The sequence below is a fragment of the Streptomyces sp. NPDC086787 genome (genome assembly GCF_044745865.1).
Lineage (GTDB): Bacteria > Actinomycetota > Actinomycetes > Streptomycetales > Streptomycetaceae > Streptomyces.
The window spans coordinates 24,214-46,131 of record NZ_JBIVBC010000012.1 but is presented as its reverse complement, the minus strand read 5'-3'; the positions used below and the strand labels follow the sequence as shown (position 1 = coordinate 46,131).

Genomic DNA, 21,918 nt, shown 5'->3' with positions numbered 1-21,918 from the left:
CTGTCCTCGCGGCAATCGGGGTCAGGGGTTTCGGTTCGGCCGGGGGCACGCGCGGCGGCGTCCGGGCAGGGCCGTCCGCCGCGCGGCGGACCGGCCGGCGGGGGCGTGGTGACGGGCTCGGTCAGCTCTCGGCGGCCTCGGTGACCCTGGCGAGCGTGCCGCCGAGATACGCCGTCCGGGTGGCGTGGCGCTGGATCTTCCCGCTGGACGTCTTGGGGATGGTGCCGGGCATGACCAGTACGACGTCGCGTACCGGCAGGCTGTGCACCTCGCCGATCGTGCTGCGGATCAGGTCGGTGACCTTCTCCGACTCGCCGGCCATGTCGGGGGCCAACTCGGCCACCACGACGGTCTGTTCGCCCTCCGTGCCGAGATCCACGGAGAAGGCGGCGGTGCAGCCGGGGCGCAGCGCCGGGTGGGACAGCTCGGCGGACAGTTCCAGGTCCTGCGGGTAGTGGTTGCGGCCGTCGATGACGATGAGGTCCTTCAGGCGGCCGGTGACGAACAGTTCGCCGTCGTGCAGGAACCCGAGGTCGCCGGTGCGCAGGAAGCGACCCTCGTGACGGGGCAGCGTGGCGCGGAACGTCTCGCGGGTGGCGAGGGCGTTGCGCCAGTAGCCCTTGGCGACACTCGCGCCGGCGACCCATATCTCGCCGGTCTCACCTTCGGGCATCTCCTCCTGCCGTCCGGGGTCGACGACGGCGACGGTCACTCCGGGGCCGGGGCGTCCGCAGCCGACGGCCGCCGCGTCCGCCTCACCGGCGTGCGGTCCCGTCTCGGCGGGTGACAGCAAGGTGGGCGGGGCGTCCACCGCGCCGCCGGTGACCATCAGGGTGGCCTCGGCCAGTCCGTAGCAGGGGTAGAAGGCCTCGCGGCGGAAGCCCGCCTCGCCGAAGGTCTCGGCGAACCGGCGCAACGTGGCCGCGCGTACCGGTTCCGCGCCGTTGAAGGCGACCTTCCACGAGCCGAGGTCGAGGCGGTCGACCAGGTCCTCGGTGGCGTGCTTCAGACAGAGTTCGTAGGCGAAGTTGGGGCCGCCGCTGGTGTGCGGGCGGAACCGGCTGACGGCTTCCAGCCAGCGTGCGGGCCGCTGGAGGAAGTGCAGCGGCGAGAAGAGGGTGCTGGTGGCGCCGAGGTACAGGGTGTTCAGGACCGGGCCCATCAGGCCCATGTCGTGGTAGACCGGCAGCCAGCTGACGATGAGTTCGTTGCCGTACTCGGCGAGGACCTCCGGGGTGTGGCCCATCCGCTCGGTGATGACCCGCTCGTTGTCCAGCAGGTTGCCGTGGGTGACGGCCACTCCGCGCGGGGCGGACGTGGAGCCGGAGGTGTACTGGAGGAACGCGACGGTGTCGGCGGCCAGTTCGGGCTCGCGCCAGCCGGCGGCTGTCTCGTCGGGGATGTCCTCGGTGGCGATCCGGGCGATGCCGTCGAGTTCGGGCAGGTGCTCGGCCATGCTGTCCAGGGCGGCGACGACCTCGCGACCACCGAGGATGACCTTGGCGTCGGCGTCGGCCACGAGCCGCTTCATGCGGGTCAGGGCGCGGTGGTTCTGGGACCGTCCCTGCGGGGGGACACCCGGCACGGCGGCCACTCCGGCCGAGAGGCAGCCCAGGTAGGCGCTGATGAAGTCGAGGCCGGGCGGATGCAGCAGCATGGCGCGGCTGCCGGCGAGTCCGCGTTCCTGGAGCCAGGCGGCGACGGCCCGGGAGCGGACGGCGAGGCGGCCGTAGGTGAGGTGCTGGATCTCTCCGTCGCTGTCGCCGGTGACGAGGTAGCGGTAGGCGGTCCGGTCAGGGTGGATCGAGGCGTGCGTGGTCAGCAGATCGACCAGGGAACGAGCCATAGTGACGAGTCTCACCTGTCTGAATCGATGTGCGGGGAGGCGGTGTTCGAGGGCCACGTCGCATGGGTCCGCACAAGTCGAAGCCGTCCCGGCCCCCTTGCCGGGTTCTTCGACTTGGCACCCTCGCCGTCGGCGCCGCGGGACAGGCGGCGACCAGGAAATCCCCACTTCGGCTTGCTACCGATAAGTAACACTCTAGCAAGGGCTCATTGCCGCAAGTGGACCGCGTGTAAATCCTGGGTGACCAGAACACCGCGCGAGACAGGGCTAGTTGGCGTGAAACCGACCGTGACGCACCGCCCGGCGGACGGCCCGCACCAGGCCCTCCGGACCGGCCACGGATCGCGCGAGCCCGGACCACGAGCCCGGACAGGGCGCACGCACGGCACAGACCGACGACCACGACCCGGGTACGGCACTGCGCGCAGCCCTCACCCTCGGTCGCCCATTTCCGGCCGACCGCGGGCGTCGCGGGAAACCACCGGCCATATACCCCAAATGCCCGATCGCTGAATCGGCCCTATCGTTCTGTTATGGAGCACGCACTCAGTCCCGTGAACCTTGCCGAGCTGCGCCGCCCGCGCCCCTATCCCGCGGTGTCCGTGCTGACGCCGACGCACCGCCGTGAACCAGAGAACGCCCAGGATCCGGTGCGGCTGCGCAATGTCGTGGCGGAGGCGAAGAAGCAGCTGGAGGCGGACCCCGCGGTCACCCGGGAGCGGCGTGCCGACGTCGTCGGACACCTCGACCGGGCGATGGCCGAGGTGGACCTGTCGCACGCCGAGGACGGCCTGGTGATCTTCGCGGCTCCGGGTGAGCACCAGGTGTGGTCACTCGGCCGCGCCGTGCCCGAGCGGGTCCTGCTCGCCGACACCTTCCTCACCCGCAACCTCGTCTCCGCACAGGCCGCCGAGCGGCCTTTCTGGGTGCTGTCGGTCTCGGCCGACCGCGCCACCCTGTGGAACGGCGGCATCGACCGGGTCACCGAGTACCGGGCCGACGCCTTCCCGCTGGTCCGCAGCCACGAGAACTTCGACCCCGAGCGCCGGATGCGGATCGGTGACGTACCGAGCACCTTCCGCGACGAGGACATCCGGCACTTCCTGCGCGAGGCGGACACCGCGCTCGCCGCGATCGTGCGCACGGACCCGAGGCCGCTGTACGTCACCGGCGAGCAGGCCGCGCTGTCGGCGCTGGCCGAGGTCGGTACCGTCACCCGGGGGGCCGTGCACGTCCCGCACGGCGGTCTGGCCGGCGGCACCCCGGACGCCGTGTGGCAGGCGGTGCGGGAGGCGGTCGCCGCGGTGAAGCGCGCGAACACCGACAGGGTGACCCGGGAGCTGGACACCGCCCGGGGGCGCAAGGACTTCGCCGCCGGTGTCGACGAGATCTGGCAGAACGCCCGCGAGGGGCGGGTACGGCTGCTCGCCGTCGAGGAGAACTACCGCACCACCGTCCGTGACGAGGGCGACCATCTGATCCCGGCGATCAGTGGCGACCTCGACGCCCGCGACGACATCGTGGACGAGATCGTCGAGCAGTGCCTGGAGACCGGCGCCGACGTGCGTTTCGTGCCCGACGGCACACTGGGTGACGAGCACGGCATCGCGGGCGTGCTGCGCTACTGAGACTCCCCTGCCCCGCGCCGCCGAGGCCTCCCGAAGCCCGCCGCGCCCGGCGGCGTACGCTACGGCGGTGAGCGCCGGGTGGGCCGGGTGAGAGGAAGTGCGCGTGGGTGACCTGCTGGGGGTGGCCGTACTGGGCGCCGGACACATGGGAGCCGATCACATACGGAGGCTGGACCGCGTGGTGGGCGGCGCCAGGGTGGCCGCCGTGGCCGATCCCGACACCGCGCGCGCCGAGGCGGCGCTGGCCGGTGTGTCAGGAGCCTCGGTGCACACCGATCCGGAGTCCGCGCTGGACGCCCCCGGTGTCGAGGCCGTGCTGATCGCCTCCCCCGGCCCCGCACACGAGGAGGCGCTGCTCGCGGCCTTCGCCCGCGGCCTGCCGGTGCTGTGCGAGAAGCCCATGGTGCCGGACTCCGCCGGAGCGTTGCGCGTCGTGGAGGTGGAGGCCCGGCTCGGGCGACGGCTCGCCCAGATCGGGTTCATGCGCCGCTACGACGCCGAGTACCTGCGGCTCAAGGAGCTGCTGGACGGCGGCACCCTGGGGCGGCCGCTGATGCTGCACTGCGTCCACCGCAATGTCTCCTCACCGCCCGGTTTCACCAGCGCCATGCTGGTCAACAGCTCGGTGTCGCACGAGATCGACGCGGCCCGCTGGCTGCTCGGCCAGGAGCTGACCGCGGTGACCGTGCTGCGCCCGGCGTCCTCGGCGGTCGCCCCCGAGGGCCTGGTGGACCCGCAGTTCGTGCTCTTCGAGACGGACCGGGGCGTTCTGGTGGACGTCGAGGTCTTCGTCAACTGCGGCTTCGGCTACCAGGTCCGCTGCGAGGCCGTGTGCGAGGGGGGCAGCGCCCGGGTCGGCGACGGACACACGATGGTGGTGACCTCGGCGGGCGGCGCGCGTGAGGAGGTCGCCCAGGACTACCTCGTACGGTTCGCCGACGCCTATGACCGCGAGGTGCGGGCCTGGGTCGACGCCACCCGGCGCGGGCGGGTCACGGGGCCGAGCGCCTGGGACGGCTACGCGGCCTCCGTGGTCGCCGAGGCTGGGGTCCGGGCGCTGGAGAGCGGCCGCCGCACCGACGTACGGCTCGCTCCTCGCCCGGATCTGTACGCGCCGCTCAGCCGCTGACGCTCGCCGCGCCGGTCTCCAGGTGCCCGGTGAACCGGCGCGACCAGGTCGCGTCGGAGTCGACGGTCACCGTGAAGTCGTACCAGCCGTCCGTGTAGGCGACCGCGTTGAAGTAGTCCTCGGTCGAGGCGCCCGCGGCGACGGTGTGGGGCCAGGGGCCGTCGCCCCGGTAGTGGTTGGAGGTGATCGTGAACTTCACCGCCGCGGTACCGGAGTTGGTCAGCTTGAAATAGACGGCCAGCTTGCCGGTGCCGGGCTCCACGGCGTAACGCGTGCTCACCTCGGCGGTCTTGCCCGCCTTCGTCGCGTCGCCCTGGAAGCGGCGCAGGAAGCGGTTGGGGCCGGTCATGGTGAAGTCGTACTTCCCGCCGCCGTACCCGGTACCGATGTTGAAGAAGTCGGTGGCGGTGCCGGCCGGGTCGACCGTGTACTGCCAGGGGGTGGTGTCCCGGTAGGCGTTCGGATGGATGGAGAAGTGGGCCGCGCGGGTCGCCGGGCCGCCCTGGTTGGTCATGGTGAACCAGGCGACGATCTTCCCGGCCGACCCGAACTCCAGACGGTCGAGCTGGCCGCCGGGCTGGTAGGGCAGCGCGCGGGCCGGACGGGTGCCGGGTTCCTGTGCGGGCAGCGCGTTGCTGGTCGGCACCGGGTTGGTCAGCGGCCCGCAGGTGCCGATGCCGATGACACTGGTCGCGGGCAGGGAGACCGGGCCGTACGCCGGGCGGGTGAAGTCGAAGACGCCGGTCAGGTCTCCGCTGACCCTGCGCCGCCAGTCGCTGATGTTGGGGCACTTGGCGGGCTTGCCGAGGGCTGTTGTCCAGGTTTCCAGGAAGCGCAGCACCGAAGTGTGCTCGAAGACCTCCGAGGAGACCCAACCGCCGCGGGTCCAGGGCGAGATGACGAGCATCGGGACCCGGAATCCGAAGCCGTACGGCAGACCGTTCAGGAACTCGCCGGCCGTGCCCGCAGGCGGACAGGGCGGCGGGACGTGGTCGAAGAAGCCGTCGTTCTCGTCGTAGTTCAGGAACAGTACCGTCGAGTCGAAGACGTCCTGGTTCGCGGCGAGGGCCTGGTAGACGAGGTTCACGAAGTGGGCGCCGTCGCCGGGCGGGGCGTACGGATGCTCGGAGAAGGCCTGGTTGGCGACCACCCAGGAGACCTGCGGGAGGGTGCCCGCGACGACGTCGGCCCTGATGGCGGCCGCGATGTCGTCCGGGGTCGAGCCGGTGACGGGCGGCACGGAGGACATGCCCCGGTCATGGAGCGGGTCGCCCGCCTTGGCGTCCGTGAACTTCTTGAAGTAGGCGCAGGCGTTGTCGCCGTAGTTGTCGGTCGCGTTCTGGTAGACCTTCCAGGTCACCCCGGCCGCTTGCAGCGCCTCGGCGTAGTTCTGCCAGGTCAGGCCCGACTCGTCGCCGCCGTCGTAGCTGGCGGCGTCGACCTTGCCGCTCCACAGGAAGGTGCGGTTGGGGCCGGTGGCGCTGAGGGCGGAGCAGAAGTAGGCGTCGCAGATCGTGTAGTTGTCGGCGAGCGCGTAGTGGAAGGGGATGTCCGAGCGGTCCAGATAGCCGAGCGTGCGGACGTTGCCGACGCCTTTGACCCAGCTGTCGAGGCGGCCCTTGTTCCACGCGGAGTGCTGCGAGGCCCAGGAGTGCGGGAGGTCTCCGCTGCATTGGGCGAGGGTCTCCCCGTCCTTGCCGCCGGCGGCCGGGGTGTCGCTGAGCTTCCAGGGGTACTGGCGGGTCGTCCCCTTCGGCTGGTTGAAGACCGGGTAGCCGCCGCTGAGCGTGATTCCGCTGCGGTCGTCGAAGCCGCGGACGCCCCGCAGGCGCCCGAAGTAGTGGTCGAAGCTGCGGTTCTCCTGCATGAGGATGACCACGTGCTTCACGTCCGAGATCGTGCCGGTCGCCGCGTTCTGGGCCGCGGCGGCGGTGTGGCTGCCGACCCCCACTGCCATGCCCGCCGCCACTCCGGCGCCGAGCCCTACGAAACCTCTTCGGCTGATCGGTGTCATTCGTCCCGTCCTCGTCGCGGACAGTGCCCTTGCGGCACGCCGCGCGCCAGGGTGCACGCAGTGATGGTCGGGTGCCATACCCGTGCGGTGAGACGAAGGTGAACAGAAGTCAAAACCACCGGCGGGAAAGGCGTCAGACCCCGCCGAACAGGGCACTCAGCCCGCGTTCGACGACCTCCGTCACGTCCTCCTGCCCGGCCGGCACCACGGCGTAGGTGCTCAGCAGGAACTCGTGCAGCGCCGAGGTGTCGAACCGGAGCACGGCGAGCCCGTACGGCGAGTGGAACTCCAGGACCGTACGCGTGCCGTCCCACGGCCAGATGTGCACGTCGCCGTGTCCGGCCGGAGCGTGCAGGCCCTCGTCGAGGAGGCTGCGCGCGAAGGTCCAGGTGACGCAGACGCCGTCCAGGGTCGACCCGGGCGGGAAGTCGAAGTAGACGGCCAGCGGGTCTTCGCAGCTGTAGCGGAGCGTGGCGGGCACCGGGAGCCCGGTGTCCTCGGGAGTGACCAGGTGGGCCCGGGCCGGCTGTTCGATGGTGTTGTCCATACCCATAGGACGCCCGGACGGCTGCTCGCATGCCGCGAAATCCGGACAGAGTTGGTGCGGTTCACCCCCGGTTCGGCCAAGTCGTCCGCGACGGACACGACTTGGCGTTCCGGCTGCTCGCGCCCGGTCTGCCGGGCGGCCGCCCCGGAGGACTCTGACATATTCCACGGGCACCACCGGATCGGGTGTCGCCAAATCCCTTACAGGGCGTCGCGGGCTGTGCGACAGTCGTAACGGTCCTTCCGTGCTTCCGTCCCCCCGGTCGAACCGTCCCCCCGCATCGGAGTGCGTCATGCCGTCCCATCTGTCCGCGGACCGCCCCTTTGCCCAGCCGCCAGGGCGCGGCTCGGTGGAGGCGCTGATCTCGCAGACGCGACGGCTCCGGGGCGAAGTGGACGCCGCGCGCCGCGCCGCACACCGTGACGGCACGCACCCCGAGAACCGGTGGCAACGCGCGCTGTACGACCTGACACTGCACCAGCTCGACGATGTGAAGGGGTACTTGGCACAACTGCGGGACGGCCCTCGGCCCCCGACCGCGGTGCCCCCGCCGACACGCGGTCCGCTGCTGAGCCGGGTCGGCAGTGCCGAGTGGAACCTGCTGACCGGCGAGGCCAGTTGCTCCGGGGAGCTGTACGAGATCCTCGGCCGCGATCCGGCCGCGCCCGCCCCCACCCTGGACGAACTGCCCTCCCTCGCACTGGCCGAGGACCGGCCGGGACTGACTGCCATGGTGACGTCCTGCCTGGTGGACGCCAAGCCGATCGACGGGGAGTTCCGGGTGGCGCGGCCGGACGGGGCCGTACGGACCGTGCACATGATGGGCGAGCCCGTGCTCGACGCCGACGGCGGCACCGCCTCCATGTGGGCCGTGCTCCGGGACGTCAGCGAACTGCGCCTGAGCCGGTGGACGGTGAGCGAGACCCACGACGCTCTACAGGATCACCGACGTCCGCACCCGGGGCCGAGCTCTCTCGATCTGGCGGCCCGCTTCCTGCCGCCCACGACGAGCGCACCACCCGGCGGCGACTGGTACGACGCGCTGGAACTGCCGGATGGTGAAATCCTGTTCGGCGTCGGCGACCTCACCGGGCCCGGCGTGAGCACGGCTTCGGGCACGGCGACCCTGCTGGGCGCCCTGCGCGGCATGGCGATGGCCGGCACCGAACCCGGCCAACTGCTGTGCTGGCTTTACCAGTTACTGGACATCACGGGACCACCGCCCCGGGGCGGCACGGTCTGCTGCCGCTACCGGCCCGCGACCCGAACCCTGCTCTGGGCGCAGGCGGGCCACCCCGCCCCGCTGCTGTTCCGCGACGGGACGGGACGCCTGCTCGACGCACCGGAGCGCGGCACAAGCACCCTGGCGGCCTACGGGCAACACGAAGTCACCCTCGTACCGAATGACGTACTCGTGCTGCACACCGGGACAGCGGAGGCGAGCCGTCTCATCGGCATGGCCGAACGCTTCACCTCCAGCGGCACCGCACACGACGTCGTGCGGGCGGTCGTGGAGGAGTTCGGCACGGCCGAACCTCAGGACGGCGCCTGTGTCCTGGTCGCCAAGGTACCGCCGGGGTGATCCCGCGGTCCGTGCCCCTACGCCGGTGCGCTGTCCGTCCCCCTGCCCTTCTGCTTCGGCATGGCGAGCTCGATCTCCTCCCGCAGTTGGCTGATCTGTGGAGAGGCCGCGTACCCGGCGGTCAGCCGGTACATCTGACGCAGCCGGTCCCAGGTGCGGTGGGAGGAGTTCGAGCCCATCGACACCAGGGCCAGCCGGGCGTACCGGTCCGCCTGTTCGGGGTCGTCCGCGATGAAGCAGGCGGAGGCCATGGAGAGATAGTCGAAGATCTTGGAGCGCTGCCGGCCGTCGATGCGCAGAGCCAGCGCCTTGTCCGCGAAGTGCCGTGCGTGCACGGCCGCCTGCGGGTCGTGCTCCGCCAGGGTGCGATAGGCGAGGGCCTGCATACCGTACAGATCCGCCTCCTTGAACAACTGCATCCAGCTCGGCGGCGGCACGTCGCCCTTGTCGGAGACGAAGAGGTCCTCCGCCTGTCCGAGCGTCCGGCGCATCGCCTGGCCCTTGCCCATGGCCGCCTGTGCCCAGGCCTCGATGGTGTGGAGCATCGCCCGGGTGCGTGGCAGCACCTCCTCGCCCGAACCTGCCCTGGCGAGCTTCATCAGGTCCAGCGCCTCGTCCGGCCGGCCGAGGTGCACCATCTGGCGGGCCGCCCGGGAGAGCGCCTCCCCGGCGCGCGGCCGGTCGCCGCCCTCACGGGCCGCGTGGGCGGCGATGACGAAGTACTTCTGAGCCGTGGGTTCCAGGCCGACGTCGTGCGACATCCAGCCCGCGAGCACGGCGAGGTTGGCCGCGACCCCCCACAGGCGTCGTTGCAGATGCTCGGGGTGGCGATAGGCGAGCATGCCGCCCACCTCGTTGAGCTGACCCACCACCGCCTTGCGTTGCAGTCCGCCACCGCGGGCCGCGTCCCACGCCCGGAACACCTCGACCGAGTGTTCCAGCTCCTCGATCTCCTGCGATCCGATGGGGGCGGCCTCGTAGCGGTCGAACCCGACGGGGTCGGCGTGCAGGGGGTCGTCGAGAGCGGGGGCGTCGGCCTTGAGTGTCGGGTCGTTGTGCAGCCAGTCGTACATGGCGCTGCTGAATGCGGAGCCCGCGGCGAGCACGGCACCCGCGCCCACCAAGCCGCGTCGGTTGAGCATGAGGTCCATTCCCGTGAATTCGGTGAGGGCCGCGGCGGTCCGACCGGGCGTCCACAGGAGGACACCGGGAGATTCCGCACTCCCGCCGTCCGAACGCTTCCCGGTACGCCGTCGCACCAGACCGAGGTCCTCGATGGTCACGACACGGCCGAGACGCTCGGTGAACAGAGCCGCCAGCACCCGCGGCACCGGATCACGCGGGATTTCTCCCAGGTCGATCCACCGCCTTACCCGCGAGGTGTCGGTCGCCAGCTGCGGATGGCCCATGGCCGCCGCCTGCTTGTTGACCATCCTCGCGAGTTCGCCCTTGGACCAGCCGGCCAGGCCGAACAGGTCCGCGAGCCGGGTGTTGGGTTGTCCGCTCACGTCAAGCCCCCAGGTTCTCGGCTGAGTTGACAGTAGCCCGGGGAGACATGCCGGGCGACTATTCGCCACGGTTCGCCAGGGTGCGCCAGATGGTGTGCCACGGGGCGTCGGGTGTCGAGTAGGAACGCGCCACCCCGACCCGGTCGCCACTCGACACGAGGGGCACATTCCCCAGGATGCGTCCGGGCCACCGGGCCGGGATGGCGCGAGACAGCGAGAACTCACAGCAGGCAACAGCAGGCACAGCAGGCACACGAAGGGATGGGTATCTCCCATGTACGCAGCATCGTCCTCCGTGTCCGCCCCGCCCCGGTCGCCGCGCACCCGTCCGGCGGGTGGCGTCCCCTACCTCGACCCCGCCCGTCCGGGGTCCCCCGTGCCGGTCGTGGGCCGGCCGCGACGCGCCGCGGGGCCGGGCACCCAACCGCTCAGCGGGAGAATCGACTTGTCCGGCCCCCAGGGCGCCCAGCTGCGCACCGCGATCGCCTCGGTGAACCGCATCTGTCCGGAGTTCACGCCGGTGCAGGTGCTGCGCCGCAGCGGCCGCTCCGTACTCGTCGTCGGAACGACGGGACGGAGCACCGCCGTGGCGAAATGCCTGCTGGACCACTCCCCCGCCTGGGCCGAGCGGTACAGGCACGAGATAGCCGCATACCGCTCGTTCGTCCGGCACCGGCCACCGGTCCGGGCGCCGAGGCTGATCGCGGCGGACCCGGACAACTGCACCCTGGTGATCGAGCGCATGCCGGGACGCGTGGCGGCCCTCCAGCGGCACCCGGCGGAGGCCCCGCCGCGCGCCGACATCCGGGCGGCGCTCGGCGCGATCTGCCGGCTGAACGCCTGGCGGCCCCCGGCGGGCACCTTCGACGCACCCCTGGACTACGCGGCCCGCATCTCCCGCGACCACGACCTGGGCCTGCTCACCGACCGCGACCTGGGCGACCTCCAGAAGCTGCTGCGCGGAATCGCGCAGGCGGCGGGCCGACAGGGGATGGGCCAGTTCTGCCACGGCGACGCCCTGCTCTCGAACATCCTGCTCTCACCGGCCGGTCCAGTGCTGGTGGACTGGGAGCACGCGGGCTGGTACCTACCGGGGTACGACCTGGCGACCCTGTGGACGGTCCTCGGGGACGACCTGGCGGCCCGGCGGCAGATCAGCCAGATCGCACAGGCGGCGGGACCCGCCGCGCGGGATGCCTTCCTGGTGAACCTGATGCTTGTCCTGACCCGGGAGATCCGGACCTACGAGACAGCCGTGCAGCGCTCGATGCAGGACACGGCCCCGATCCCGCCCGCCGGGGTCCAGCCCGGCACCATGTCGGCGGGCGAGGAGCAGCGGTTACTGCTGAGGCGGCTGCACGACGACTGCCAGATGGCCCGCAAGGCGGTCCGCGCGGCGGTCGGCACACGCTGACGACGGACACGTCGGTCCGCGGTGCGCCCGAGGCATCAGCGCCGGGCGCACCGCGGATCTACGTGTGTACGGCGCCACACCCCTCCGTGACATGGGAATCCTTCTTCCTCCGGGCATGATTGACGGATCATCAGCCTGCCGGTTCCCCTGCCTCGGCCCGGCGGGCACGCTGCGCCACGCCCGCCCGTCGCAGGAGGCCGCCATGCGAGGATCCGTCACCGACCCCACCCCGCCGGCCGGTGGCGGACGCGTCCGCGGCACCGCGGTGGCCGCCTCCGCGGCACTGCTGCTGCCCCTGCTCGGAGCCGCCCCCGCCCCGGATCCCGTGGACACCGGCACACTGCAGCGTGCCTTCGCGGCCGCGGCCGACGCCCACCACGTACCGCCGGACGTCCTGCTCGCCGTGTCCTACCTCCAGTCCCGCTGGAACACACACGGCGGGACACCCAGCGTCCTGGGCGGCTACGGCCCGCTGCACCTGACCGACGCGCGGGCCGCGCTCGGCGCCGCCCGCGAGCATCTGGCGGCGGGCACCGAGGACCCACGCGGCGACAGCGCCCGCCCCGGACCACGTCCCCGCGCCCGGGTTCGGGCCCGTTCCGCGCTCCCGGCCCGCCTGCGGACGCTGCCCCGGGCCGCCCGGCTGACCGGGATCGCCTCCGTCGAGCTGCGCACCGACCCGGCGGCCAACATCGCGGGCGGTGCCGCACTGCTGGCCGAGGCCCAGCACGACCTGGGCGAGCCGCTCAGCCGGAACCCGGCCGACTGGTACGGCGCGGTGGCCCGCTTCTCCGGCGCCGACGACACGGCGACCGCGGCGGCATACGCGAACGACGTGTTCGACGTGCTCCGCACCGGCGAGGAACGGGTCACCGACGAGGGGCAGCGGGTCATCCTCGCCGCCCGGCCGCACCTCACCCCGCGCACCGCGCAGCTGCGGCTCATGGGACTGCGCACGCTGCCCGCCGACGGCACGGAGTGCCCCGGGACGGTGTCCTGTGTATGGGTCCCGGCGCCGTACACCCGGCTGGCGGACGGGGACCACGGCAACCACGACCTCGGCGACCGGCCCGGGACGCAGAGCATCAGGTACATCGTCGTCCATGACACCGAGGGCGCCTGGGACGGTGTCCTCGACCTGGTGCGGGACCCCGCCTATGTGTCGTGGAACTACACGGTCCGCTCCACGGACGGTCTGATCGCCCAGCACGTCAGGGCGAAGGACGTGGCGTGGCACTCGGGCAACTGGTACGTCAACGCCAAGTCCGTCGGCATCGAGCACGAGGGCTTCCTGGCGTCGCCGGACGCCTGGTACACGGAGGCGATGTACCGGTCGTCGGCGCGTCTGGTGCGGTACCTCGCACGGACGTACGGCATCCCGCTGGACCGGCAGCACATCCTCGGCCACGACAACGTGCCCGGCACCACCGCGGCGACGATCCCCGGTATGCACACCGACCCGGGGCCCTACTGGGACTGGCGGCACTACTTCGAGCTCCTCGACCACCCCTTCCGGCGTACCGCGGACGGCGGGGGCGGTCTGGTGACCATCCGGCCGAAGTACGCGTCGAACCGGCCCGGGTACACCGGCTGCGCCGCCCCCGGTGAGCCCTGCCCGGGGCACGGCTCGGGCGAGGTGCGGCTGTACACCGACCACGACGAGCGCTCCGCCCCGGTCCGGGACATCGGGCTGGGCAGGGCCCCGACCACGGGGGTGAACGATCTGTCCTCGCGGGTCTCCACCGGCCAGCAGTACGCGGTCGCGGGCCGCTGGGGCGACTGGACCGCCATCTGGTACCTGGGCCGCGAGGCCTGGTTCCGCGACCCCGGGGACGCGCCGGTGGCGGTGAGCGCGTCCGGCCGGGTGGTCACCCCGAGGGACGGTCTGGCCGGTGTCCCGGTGTACGGCCGGGCGTACCCGGAGAAGGAGGCCTATCCGGCCGGGATGCCGGCCCAGCCGGTGGAGCCGCTGCCGTACACCGTCCCGGCGGGCCAGCGGTATGTCGTGGGTGACGAGGTGCCGGGCGAGTACTACTCCGCGGTCGCCTTCAGCGACGACTCACACAGGGTCGTGAGCGGTACGGACCTGTACTACGAGATCCAGTACGGGCACCGGGTGGCGTTCGTCCGCGCGGCGGATGTCCGCTCGGAGCCGTCGTCCCGGCTCAGCCCTGCTGGAAGAGTTCCGCCGGGAGCGGCTTCAGCAGGGCGTACAGGTCGTCGGTGATGGGGCGGTCCCAGGCGGCGATGGTGACCAGGACGCCGTCGCTGCGGTCGAACTGGACGCAGGAGATACGGCTCTCGGAGAGCTTCAGCCGCCGCACGATGAGCAGGTTGTCGCCCTGGAGCACCGGCATGTCCTCGGTGTCGGCGACGGTCACCTCCTCGTCGTTCTCCAGCGCCAGCAGCAGCTGCGCCACCTCGAAGGGGACCTCTCCCTCGGCGACCTCGCGCGCCGGGGAGCCCTGCGGCAGATTGCCGATGATCATGGCAGGGCCGCGGCCGCCGAACAGGTCGTAGCGCAGGAAGACGCCCTGGCAGCTGCCGTCGGGTGCGGGCAGCAGGCCGGCACCGAGATTGCCGGGCCAGTCGTCCGGGTCCATGGCCAGGACGTCGAAGTCGGGCCCGGCGGGGGTGGCGCTGCGGCGGCGGAGGAACGACATGCGGCCATGGTACGTGCACGGACGCGCCCGGTGAGGTGCGGGAGCCGTCTCAACGGGTGCCCGCGGTCTGACCGAGCGTCGCCGTCAGACCCGAGCTGTCGGTGCCCAGCTTGCGGTAGACCGCCGACAGCAGGCGTACGGCTCCCTGCTCGTCGGTGTGGAGTTCGGCGGCGATCTCCGCGTGGGTTCGGCCGCCGACGGCGAGGTCGGCGGCGGCGCGCTCGCGGGTGGTGAGGGTGTCGGTCTCGGTGCTGTGCAGGCGGCGGGGGCGCAGTCCGGCGGCGGCGAGTTCCTCGCGGGCCGTTTCGGCGAGGCCGTCGGCGCCGCACTGGACGGCGGTGTCGAGGCCGCGGTAGAGCTGTTCGGCGGCTTCTCTGAGCCGGCCGGTGCGGCGCAGTTCGGTGCCCAGGGCGACCAGTGCGCAGGCGAGCTCATAGGCGGCCGGTGAGCGGTCGAGGTGGCGGACGGACTCCTCCAGATACGTGACACGGGAAGGGCCTGAGGCGACCTCCGCGGCCGTGCGCAGCGCCTGTCCGATGGCGGAGGGGGCGCCGAACTGACGTGCGCGGGCGACCGCTTCGAGAGCGGTGTCGAGCGCCCGTCCGGGAGCGACCTGGCTCTCGGCGCGGGCCAGGTGGAGCTGCCAGGGGCACCATGTGGGGTTGCGGATGCCCCGGGGGTCGAGGCGGTGTCCGACGGCGGTGAGTTCGGCGGCCGCCTCCTTGTGGCGACCGCGGGCGAGGAGCAGTTCGCCGTACACGGTCTGGGCGTCCGGGAAGACGACGGCCGACGGGAAGGGCGCGCCGAAGCAGAGGGTGTCGGCGGTCCGCGCGGCCTCCTCGACCCGGCCCCGGGCCAGCAGCACCTCGATGAGGGTGCCCATGGCGTACCAGTGCGCGGGGGTGCCGGGGCCGACGCGTTCGGCGAGCCTGAGTCCCGCGCGGACGAAGTCCTCGGCCTCGGTGAGCCGGCCGCGCCGGTAGCGGACGTAGGCGAGGAGGGTGTAGGCGAAGGAGAGGTGGGCGCCGCGCCAGCCCTGTTTCTCGTAGTCGGCGATTCCGGCGGCGAAGAGTTCTTCCGTGCGGCCCGGCCGGTCGGCGTACATGAAGGCGAGCGACACCAGGACGGGGACCTCGAAGCCCCGGTCGGGCTCCGCCCAGCGCAGGCCGCCGGCCAGGGCGCGCTCGGCGTGCTGGAGGGCGACGGGGGCGGGTTCGCCGCGCAGGACCGCGTCCCAGGTGCGCAGGCCGATGATGTAGCGCTCGGTGAGGTCGCGGCCCGTCAGTCGGTCGGCGAGCCGGGCCAGACGGCGGGAGCGGGAGGGGTGGTCGGGTTCGTCGGCGCGGAAGGCGTCCCACATGAACTGTTCGGCCACCATGCGCATTCTGACCCGGGCGTCGGAGGTCACCCGGATCTCGCGGGCGAGGGTGTCCGACGCCTCGGCGAGACGGTCGCTGTGCGCGAGGACCTGGGAGAGGCGGTAGACGATGTTGTGCCGCATGCCGGGGTCCGCGATGGGCTCCTCGAGGGCGGCGCGCAGATGGTTGACGGTGGTCGCCGGTTCGGTGAGCAGGGAGGCGCTGCCGAGTTCATAGAGGACGGCGGCCCGGTCCTCGAAGGGCGGGGGTTCGCGCAGGGCGCGGGCGAGATAGGTGCGGGCGGCGTCCGGGGCGCCGGCGCGCAGGGTCTCCCCGGCGGCGGCGCGCAGTTGCTGTACGACCCAGTTGTCTCCCTCGGGGTGGGTCTCCAGCAGATGGCGGGCGGCGGCGGAGGCTCCCTGCCCGTCGTCGATCAGACACCAGGCGGCCTGTCCGTGCAGGGCGACCCGGACGGCGGTCGGGATGGCCCGGTAGACGGCGGTGGCGATCAGCGGATGCACGAACTCCAGGGTGCCCGCCGCGTTCACGGTTCCGGCGAGGATGCGCGCTCCGCGCAGCGCGTCGGCGGCGTCGGCGGCCTCCTCGGGGCCGAGTCCGGCGACGGCGGCGGCGAGCCCGGGGTGGGTCTCGGTGCCGAGGACGGCGCAGGCCCAGGCGAAGCGGACGGTGGAGGTGCCGAGGCGTTCGAGCCGGGCGGCCAGCCCGCTGCCCTTGACGGCGGCGCCGAGGTCGCGCAGCAGATGTGCGGCAGGCTCGGTGGGGGTGAGGCCGCGGTCGCGCACCTTGGCGATCAGCTCGGTGCTCTCGAAGGGGTTGCCCGAGGTGACGGCCCAGCACTCGTGGCAGAACGCGTCGTCGGCGTGCCTGCCGAGCGCCTCACGCACCAGCTCGGCGACGGCGGCCGCGCTGAGCGGTTCGAGGCCGAGCGGCCGTCCACCCGCGCGGCCGGGCAGTCCGCGCAAGGACGCGGCGTGGTCGGGGAGTTCGTCGGGCCGGTAGGCGACGACGATCAGCAGCGGGAGGTCCTCGGCGCGGGGTGCGAACGCGGCCAGCCACTGGAGGGACTCGGGGTCGGCCCAGTGGGCGTCGTCGAGGACGAGCACCATGGGGGCACGCCGTACGGCGAGGTGGGTGAGGACCCAGTCCAGGCCGTCGCGCAGGCCCTGCTGGTCGGGCGGGGCGCCGTCGGTGGGGGCACACAGGCCGAGGGCGGGGCCGACGATGTCGTACCAACTGCCCAGCGAGGAGCGCAGACCGGCCTCCGGCACACCCGCGAGCTGGGGTTGCAGCAGCTGGCGGGCGACGTGGAAGGCGACACGCTGTTCCTGGTCGCCGCCCCGGGCCGAGAGCACCGTGCAGCCCCGCGCGGTGGCGCGGCGGCGGACCTCGGCGAGCAGGGTGGTCTTGCCGATGCCGGCCCGGCCCGCGAAGGCGAGCAGCGCCCCGCGCGCGGTGGCGGCCGGTTCGGCGCCGTCCGCGCGCGGCTCGGTCAACTCACTCAACGCCTCGTCCACGGCGGCGAGTTCGCCTTCACGTTCGAACAGCGTCCGCCTGTTCCGAACGGTGCGATGTTCCATCACTACCCCCCGCCACGGCGCCGCGTCCGCGGCGGGAGGCGGACGCACAGCGTGGCTGTCAGGCAGCTCAGAGTACGCCGTACGTGGCCTGGGTGAACCTCCTAGTCGGTTACTGGTCGAACCGGTTCGCAGGAGGTGCGGTTTTCACTTCTCCTCGGCCGACGGGGGCACCACCGCGACCGGACTCGCCGCGTGCAGCAGGACCGCCTGGGTGACCGATCCCGTCATACGGGCCGGTGCGAGGAGACGTCGGCGGTGCCGGCCCACGACGACCAGTTCGGCGTCCCGGGAGGCGGCGACGATGCGGCCGGCCGCGTCGCCGGGGAGGGCGTGGACCTCGGAGAGGACGTCCGGGTTGGCCTTGCGGTGCGGGGCCAGGAGCCCTTCGGCGAGGGCGCGTGTCTCCTCTTCGATGGCGTCCTGGTCGACACCTGGCGGAACGAGTGCGCCGGGTCCGCCGAGGCCCGTCACCGGCCAGGGGTAGGCGGCGATCACCTGGACCCGCGCGCCGAGCAGGGCGGCCTCGTCGAACGCGAAGGCGAGGGCGGCCTCGTCGGGGCCGTCCACGCTCAGTCCTACCACCACCCGGGGCCCGGGCCCGTCCGGCACCTCGCCGTGGACCTCACGGCCGGGCTGCGGCACCACCACGACGGGGCAGTCCGCGTCGCGGGCGGCGGCCATGCCGTTGGAACCGAGGAGCAGGCTGGCGAAGCCGCCGCGCCCGCGCGAGCCCATCACCAACAGCTGCGCCTCGGAACTGAGTTCGGGCAGCAGTACGGCGGGCGGCCCGGCCGGGGCGACGCAGTCGACGGCGAGGTCCCCGGTGTGCCCGGCCAGCCGGTGGCGTACCAGGTCGAGGACCGGATCGTCGTCCGGCTCGCGCGGGCCCGCGATCAGGACTTCGGGCTGCGCCCAGGGAACGTACTGCCGTGCGTGCACCACCCGCAGGGGTGCCGCGTGCCTGCGGGCGGCGTCCACGGCCCAGTCGAGGGCGCGCAGGCTGTCGTCCGAACCGTCGACCGCTGCGATGACGGGCGCAGTGATCATGTTCCCCACCTCCGGTGAATGCGACCTCCCCCCGGCCGGGGGGACTACAGGTCACGTGTCCGGAAAATGCGGCGGAACACCCCTGGCCCCAAGAAGACTCAGGTGAGGTCGAACTCACCTTCTCTGGCTCCACAGACGAAGGCGCCCCATTCCGCGGGGGTGAAGATGAGGGACGGGCTCTCCGGGTGGCCGCTGTTGCGCATCGCGATGAATCCCTCGACAAAGGCGATCTGGACATCCCCCAGCCCACGGCTGCTGGACTGCCACTCTGCCCCGCTCAGGTCCAGCTCGGGCTTGTCCCAGCCCACGAGCGGCTGCTGCTGGATGGTGCTCTCGGCCACGACCGTGCTCCTCCCGACTCGTCGTCCGCGGCCAGCCTAGCGAGCGGCCCCGACCGCCGACAGGGCACGTGATGATGACCTTTCAGGAGTCGGGCGGTTCGGAGCCCACGAGCCACATGGCGAAGAACTGCGAGCCACCGCCGTAGGCGTGCCCGAGCACCCTGCGGGCCCGTGCCACCTGGTGCTCTCCGGCCAGCCCGCGCACCTGGAGCGCGGCCTCGGCGAAGCGGATCATGCCGGAGGCGCCGATCGGGTTGGTGGAGAGCACCCCGCCCGACATGTCGACGGGCAGGTCGCCGTCGAGTTCGGTCACCCCGGACTCGGTGAGCTTCCAGCCCTCGCCCTCCTCGGCGAAGCCGAGGTTCTCCAGCCACATCGGCTCGTACCAGGAGAAGGGCACGTACATCTCGACGGCGTCGATGTCGCGGCGCGGGTCGGCGATGCCGGCCTGCCGGTAGACGTCGGCGGCGCAGTCCTTGCCGGCCTGCGGCGAGACGAAGTCCTTTCCGGCGAACAGCGTGGGTTCGCTGCGCATGGCGCCGCCGAGCATCCAGGCGGGCGGACGCGGCGCGCGGGCGGCTCCGGCTCGGTCGGTGAGGACCATGGCGCAGGCGCCGTCGGAGGACGGGCAGGTCTCGGAGTAGCGGACCGGATCCCACAGCATCGGAGAGGCCTGCACCTTCTCCAGGGTGACGTCGTGTTCGTGCAGATGGGCGTAGGGGTTCTTCAGGGCGTTGCGCCGGTCCTTGTAGGCGACGAGGGAGCCGATCGTGTCGGGGGCTCCGCTGCGCCGCATGTAGGCACGCACGTGCGGGGCGAAGAACCCGCCCGCGCCCGCGAGCAGCGGCTGCTGGAAGGGGATGGGCAGGGACAGGCCCCACATGGCGTTGGACTCGGACTGCTTTTCGAAGGCGAGGGTGAGCACGGTGCGGTGGACGCGGGAGGCGACGAGATTCGCGGCGACGAGCGCGGTGGAACCGCCGACCGAGCCCGCGGTGTGCACGCGCAGCATGGGTTTGCCGACCGCGCCGAGCGCGTCTGCCAGGTACAGCTCGGGCATCATGACGCCCTCGAAGAAGTCGGGCGCCTTGCCGATGACGACGGCGTCGATGTCGGCCCAGGTGAGCTCGGCGTCGTCCAGGGCACGCCGGGCGGCCTCGCGGACCAGCCCGGCGATGGACACGTCCCGGCGGGCCGCCACGTGCTTGGTCTGGCCGATCCCTGTGACGGCCACGGGCTCCTTGCTCATCGTGGATCCCCTTCGAGTACGGCGACGAGGTTCTGCTGGAGGCAGGGGCCGGAGGTGGCGTGGGCGAGCGCCCGGTCGGACGTGCCGCGGTGGATGCGGGCGGCCGCCTCGCCGATGCGGATGAGTCCGGCTGCCATGACCGGGTTGGCGGCGAGGGCCCCGCCGGACGGGTTCACGCGCACGGTGTCGTCCAGCCGCAGTGCCTTGCGCAGCACGATCTCCTGGGAGCTGAAGGGCGCGTGCAGTTCGGCGGTGTCGACGGGCCGCTCGAAGGCGCCGGCCCGTTCGGCGGCCAGCCGCGCGGACGGGGAGTCGGTCAGGTCGCGGACGCCCAGCGAGTGTGCCTCGATACGGTGGTCGATGCCCCGGATCCAGGCGGGCCGTGCGCACAGTTGGCGGGCCCGGTCACCGGCGGCGAGGATCACGGCGGCGGCACCGTCACCGATGGGCGGGCAGTCCCCGGTGCGCAACGGACGTACCAGATAGTTCCCTTGCGGCACCGAACCCCTCAGCTGTGCTTGCGGGTTGGCCTCGGCGTCCGCGCGGCTGCGGGCGCCGACGGCAGCCAGCGCGGGTTCGTCGGTGTCGCCCGCGTCGATGAGGGCCTGTGCCTGAAGAGCGGCCAGGGCCACGGAGTCGGGCCACAGCGGGGCGACGTAGTAGGGGTCGAGCTGCCGGGTGAGGACGTCACGGACCTGCCCCGGCGAGGACTTGCCGTAGGAGTAGACGAGCGCGGTGTCCGCGTCCCCGGTGAGCAGTTTGGTCCATGCCTCGTAGAGCGCCCACGCGCCGTCCATCTCCACGTGCGACTCGGAGATGGGCGGCCAGGCGCCCACGCCGTCGAGGGCGAGGGTGAAGGAGAACGCCCGGCCGGCGAGGTAGTCGCTGGAGCCGGAGCAGGTGAAGCCGATGTCGGAGGTCTTCAACCCGGTCTGTTCCAGAACCTGGTGCAGGACCGGCATGAGCATCTCGACCTCGGAGGACTCCTCGGTGGAGCGCCGGTGTCCGGTCTGCGCGAACGCGACGACCGCGATCTCCCGTGTCACAGCAGCTCCTTGTAGATTTCGTAGTCGGCGTCGGGCTCTCCGGTGGGGCGGTAGTGGTCGGGGTAGCGCGCGCCGTCGCTCCACACCGGTTCGACGCGCAGTCCCATCCGCACCTGGTCGTAGGGGATGCCGCCGATCCGGGCGTGCAGGGCGAGGTCGGCTCCGTCCAGTGCGATGTGCGCGTAGACGTAGGGCACTTCGATGTCGAGGTTCTTCGCCGCGATGTTGACGATGCAGTAGGTGGTGACGGTGCCACGGGGACCCACCTCGACCCGCTCGGCTGTGGCGACGCCGCAGGTGGGACAGGCGCCCCTCGGCGGGACGTACACCTTGCGGCAGGACGGGCAGCGCTCGCCGACGGTCCGCCGCTCCGACAGCGAGTTGATGTAGGCGGTCTGCGCGCGGCCGGGCGAGTAGGTGTAGTCCAGCCGGGCGTGGGCGACGATGCCGGTGACGGCATCCGCGAACTCACCGCTGTGGCCGCCGACTTCGATTGGCTCACCGTCGTACGGCTCGAAGCAGGCGATGTCCGTGATGGCGCCGGTGCGCTCCCCGGCCCAGCGGATCCGCACCCGCATGCCGGTGTGCACGGCGTCGGGTCCGGGGGCGTCGAGGGCGTGCAGCAGGGCGGTGTCGGCGCCGTCGAGGCGGACCAGGGCCCAGGCGAAGGGGGTGTCCAGGGGCTGGCCGCGGCGGGGTTCGTGGTTCCAGGCCCAGGTGGTGACGGTGCCGGTCGGGGCGACCTGGACGAGGTCGCGTATCTCCTCGGCGGTGACCGGGTCGTATTCGACGGGCGGGACCAGGGTACGGCCGTCGCCGGTGCGCACGCCGAGGACGACGCGCTCGCGCAGTCCGGTGAGGAATGCGCTCTGGACCGGTCCGAGCGACCGGGTGAAGGGGAACTCCACGACCAGCGGGGCTTTGAGGACTTCGGGCATGGGCGGCTCG

The 21,918-nt window shown here is 72.2% G+C and carries 16 protein-coding genes; 5 read left to right on the top strand and 11 right to left on the bottom strand.

What is annotated here, in order from left to right:
• Positions 1-121 precede the first annotated feature (121 nt).
• Positions 122-1,846: a fatty acyl-AMP ligase gene (locus tag ACIPK3_RS25345; RefSeq protein WP_402573119.1), complete on the bottom strand. Its 1,725-nt coding sequence runs from the start codon at positions 1,844-1,846 to the stop codon at positions 122-124.
• Positions 1,847-2,379: 533 nt separating this feature from the next.
• On the opposite strand from ACIPK3_RS25345, the gene ACIPK3_RS25340 reads away from it, so the two are divergent.
• Both ACIPK3_RS25340 and ACIPK3_RS25335 read left to right on the top strand, forming a co-directional pair.
• Positions 2,380-3,474: a chemotaxis protein gene (locus ACIPK3_RS25340; protein ID WP_402573117.1), complete on the top strand. Its 1,095-nt coding sequence runs from the start codon at positions 2,380-2,382 to the stop codon at positions 3,472-3,474.
• Between the two features lie 103 nt (positions 3,475-3,577).
• Positions 3,578-4,603, top strand: coding sequence for a Gfo/Idh/MocA family protein (locus tag ACIPK3_RS25335; RefSeq protein WP_402573115.1), 1,026 nt, complete (start codon positions 3,578-3,580; stop codon positions 4,601-4,603).
• Here ACIPK3_RS25335 and ACIPK3_RS25330 read toward each other — a convergent pair.
• Both ACIPK3_RS25330 and ACIPK3_RS25325 read right to left on the bottom strand, forming a co-directional pair.
• Complete coding sequence (locus tag ACIPK3_RS25330; protein ID WP_402573114.1) at positions 4,593-6,617, bottom strand: phosphocholine-specific phospholipase C; 2,025 nt, start codon at positions 6,615-6,617, stop codon at positions 4,593-4,595. The two genes, ACIPK3_RS25335 and ACIPK3_RS25330, sit on opposite strands and share 11 nt — an antisense overlap.
• 133 nt (positions 6,618-6,750) lie before the next feature.
• Positions 6,751-7,164: an SsgA family sporulation/cell division regulator gene (locus tag ACIPK3_RS25325; RefSeq protein ID WP_402573113.1), complete on the bottom strand. Its 414-nt coding sequence runs from the start codon at positions 7,162-7,164 to the stop codon at positions 6,751-6,753.
• Between the two features lie 292 nt (positions 7,165-7,456).
• Here ACIPK3_RS25325 and ACIPK3_RS25320 point away from each other — a divergent pair, with 292 nt between their 5' ends.
• Positions 7,457-8,746, top strand: a complete 1,290-nt coding sequence (locus tag ACIPK3_RS25320) for a PP2C family protein-serine/threonine phosphatase (protein WP_402573112.1) — start codon at positions 7,457-7,459, stop codon at positions 8,744-8,746.
• Positions 8,747-8,763: 17 nt separating this feature from the next.
• Here ACIPK3_RS25320 and ACIPK3_RS25315 read toward each other — a convergent pair whose 3' ends face one another.
• The gene (locus ACIPK3_RS25315) at positions 8,764-10,254 is read right to left on the bottom strand and encodes a hypothetical protein (RefSeq protein WP_402573110.1); all 1,491 of its coding nucleotides are present in this window, start codon (positions 10,252-10,254) and stop codon (positions 8,764-8,766) included.
• Between the two features lie 274 nt (positions 10,255-10,528).
• On the opposite strand from ACIPK3_RS25315, the gene ACIPK3_RS25310 reads away from it, so the two are divergent.
• Together ACIPK3_RS25310 and ACIPK3_RS25305 are read left to right on the top strand one after the other, a co-directional pair.
• On the top strand, positions 10,529-11,668 hold the full coding sequence (locus ACIPK3_RS25310) for an aminoglycoside phosphotransferase family protein (protein WP_402573108.1): 1,140 nt from the start codon (positions 10,529-10,531) through the stop codon (positions 11,666-11,668).
• Between the two features lie 202 nt (positions 11,669-11,870).
• A complete protein-coding gene (locus ACIPK3_RS25305) occupies positions 11,871-13,895 on the top strand; it encodes an N-acetylmuramoyl-L-alanine amidase (protein WP_402573106.1) in 2,025 nt (674 codons plus the stop codon).
• Here ACIPK3_RS25305 and ACIPK3_RS25300 read toward each other — a convergent pair.
• From ACIPK3_RS25300 to ACIPK3_RS25270, 7 genes are all read right to left on the bottom strand, one after another.
• Positions 13,834-14,331 (bottom strand): hypothetical protein, encoded by a 498-nt coding sequence (locus ACIPK3_RS25300; RefSeq protein WP_402573104.1) that lies wholly within the window; start codon positions 14,329-14,331, stop codon positions 13,834-13,836. The genes ACIPK3_RS25305 and ACIPK3_RS25300 overlap by 62 nt on opposite strands.
• Positions 14,332-14,380: 49 nt before the next feature.
• Positions 14,381-17,287, bottom strand: coding sequence for an ATP-binding protein (locus tag ACIPK3_RS25295; RefSeq protein WP_402573102.1), 2,907 nt, complete (start codon positions 17,285-17,287; stop codon positions 14,381-14,383).
• A 144-nt stretch (positions 17,288-17,431) separates the two neighbouring features.
• Entirely contained in the window at positions 17,432-18,334 is a 903-nt protein-coding gene (locus tag ACIPK3_RS25290) for a universal stress protein (protein WP_402573100.1), read from the bottom strand.
• Between the two features lie 98 nt (positions 18,335-18,432).
• Positions 18,433-18,675, bottom strand: a complete 243-nt coding sequence (locus tag ACIPK3_RS25285) for a DUF397 domain-containing protein (RefSeq protein ID WP_402573098.1) — start codon at positions 18,673-18,675, stop codon at positions 18,433-18,435.
• 82 nt (positions 18,676-18,757) lie between these two features.
• Positions 18,758-19,924: a thiolase domain-containing protein gene (locus tag ACIPK3_RS25280; RefSeq protein WP_402573097.1), complete on the bottom strand. Its 1,167-nt coding sequence runs from the start codon at positions 19,922-19,924 to the stop codon at positions 18,758-18,760.
• Complete coding sequence (locus tag ACIPK3_RS25275) at positions 19,921-20,970, bottom strand: thiolase domain-containing protein (protein ID WP_402573095.1); 1,050 nt, start codon at positions 20,968-20,970, stop codon at positions 19,921-19,923. Before ACIPK3_RS25275 ends, ACIPK3_RS25280 begins: the two co-directional genes overlap by 4 nt.
• Positions 20,967-21,908: a Zn-ribbon domain-containing OB-fold protein gene (locus ACIPK3_RS25270; RefSeq protein WP_402573093.1), complete on the bottom strand. Its 942-nt coding sequence runs from the start codon at positions 21,906-21,908 to the stop codon at positions 20,967-20,969. The genes ACIPK3_RS25275 and ACIPK3_RS25270 overlap by 4 nt, the downstream gene beginning before the upstream one ends.
• Positions 21,909-21,918 lie beyond the last annotated feature (10 nt).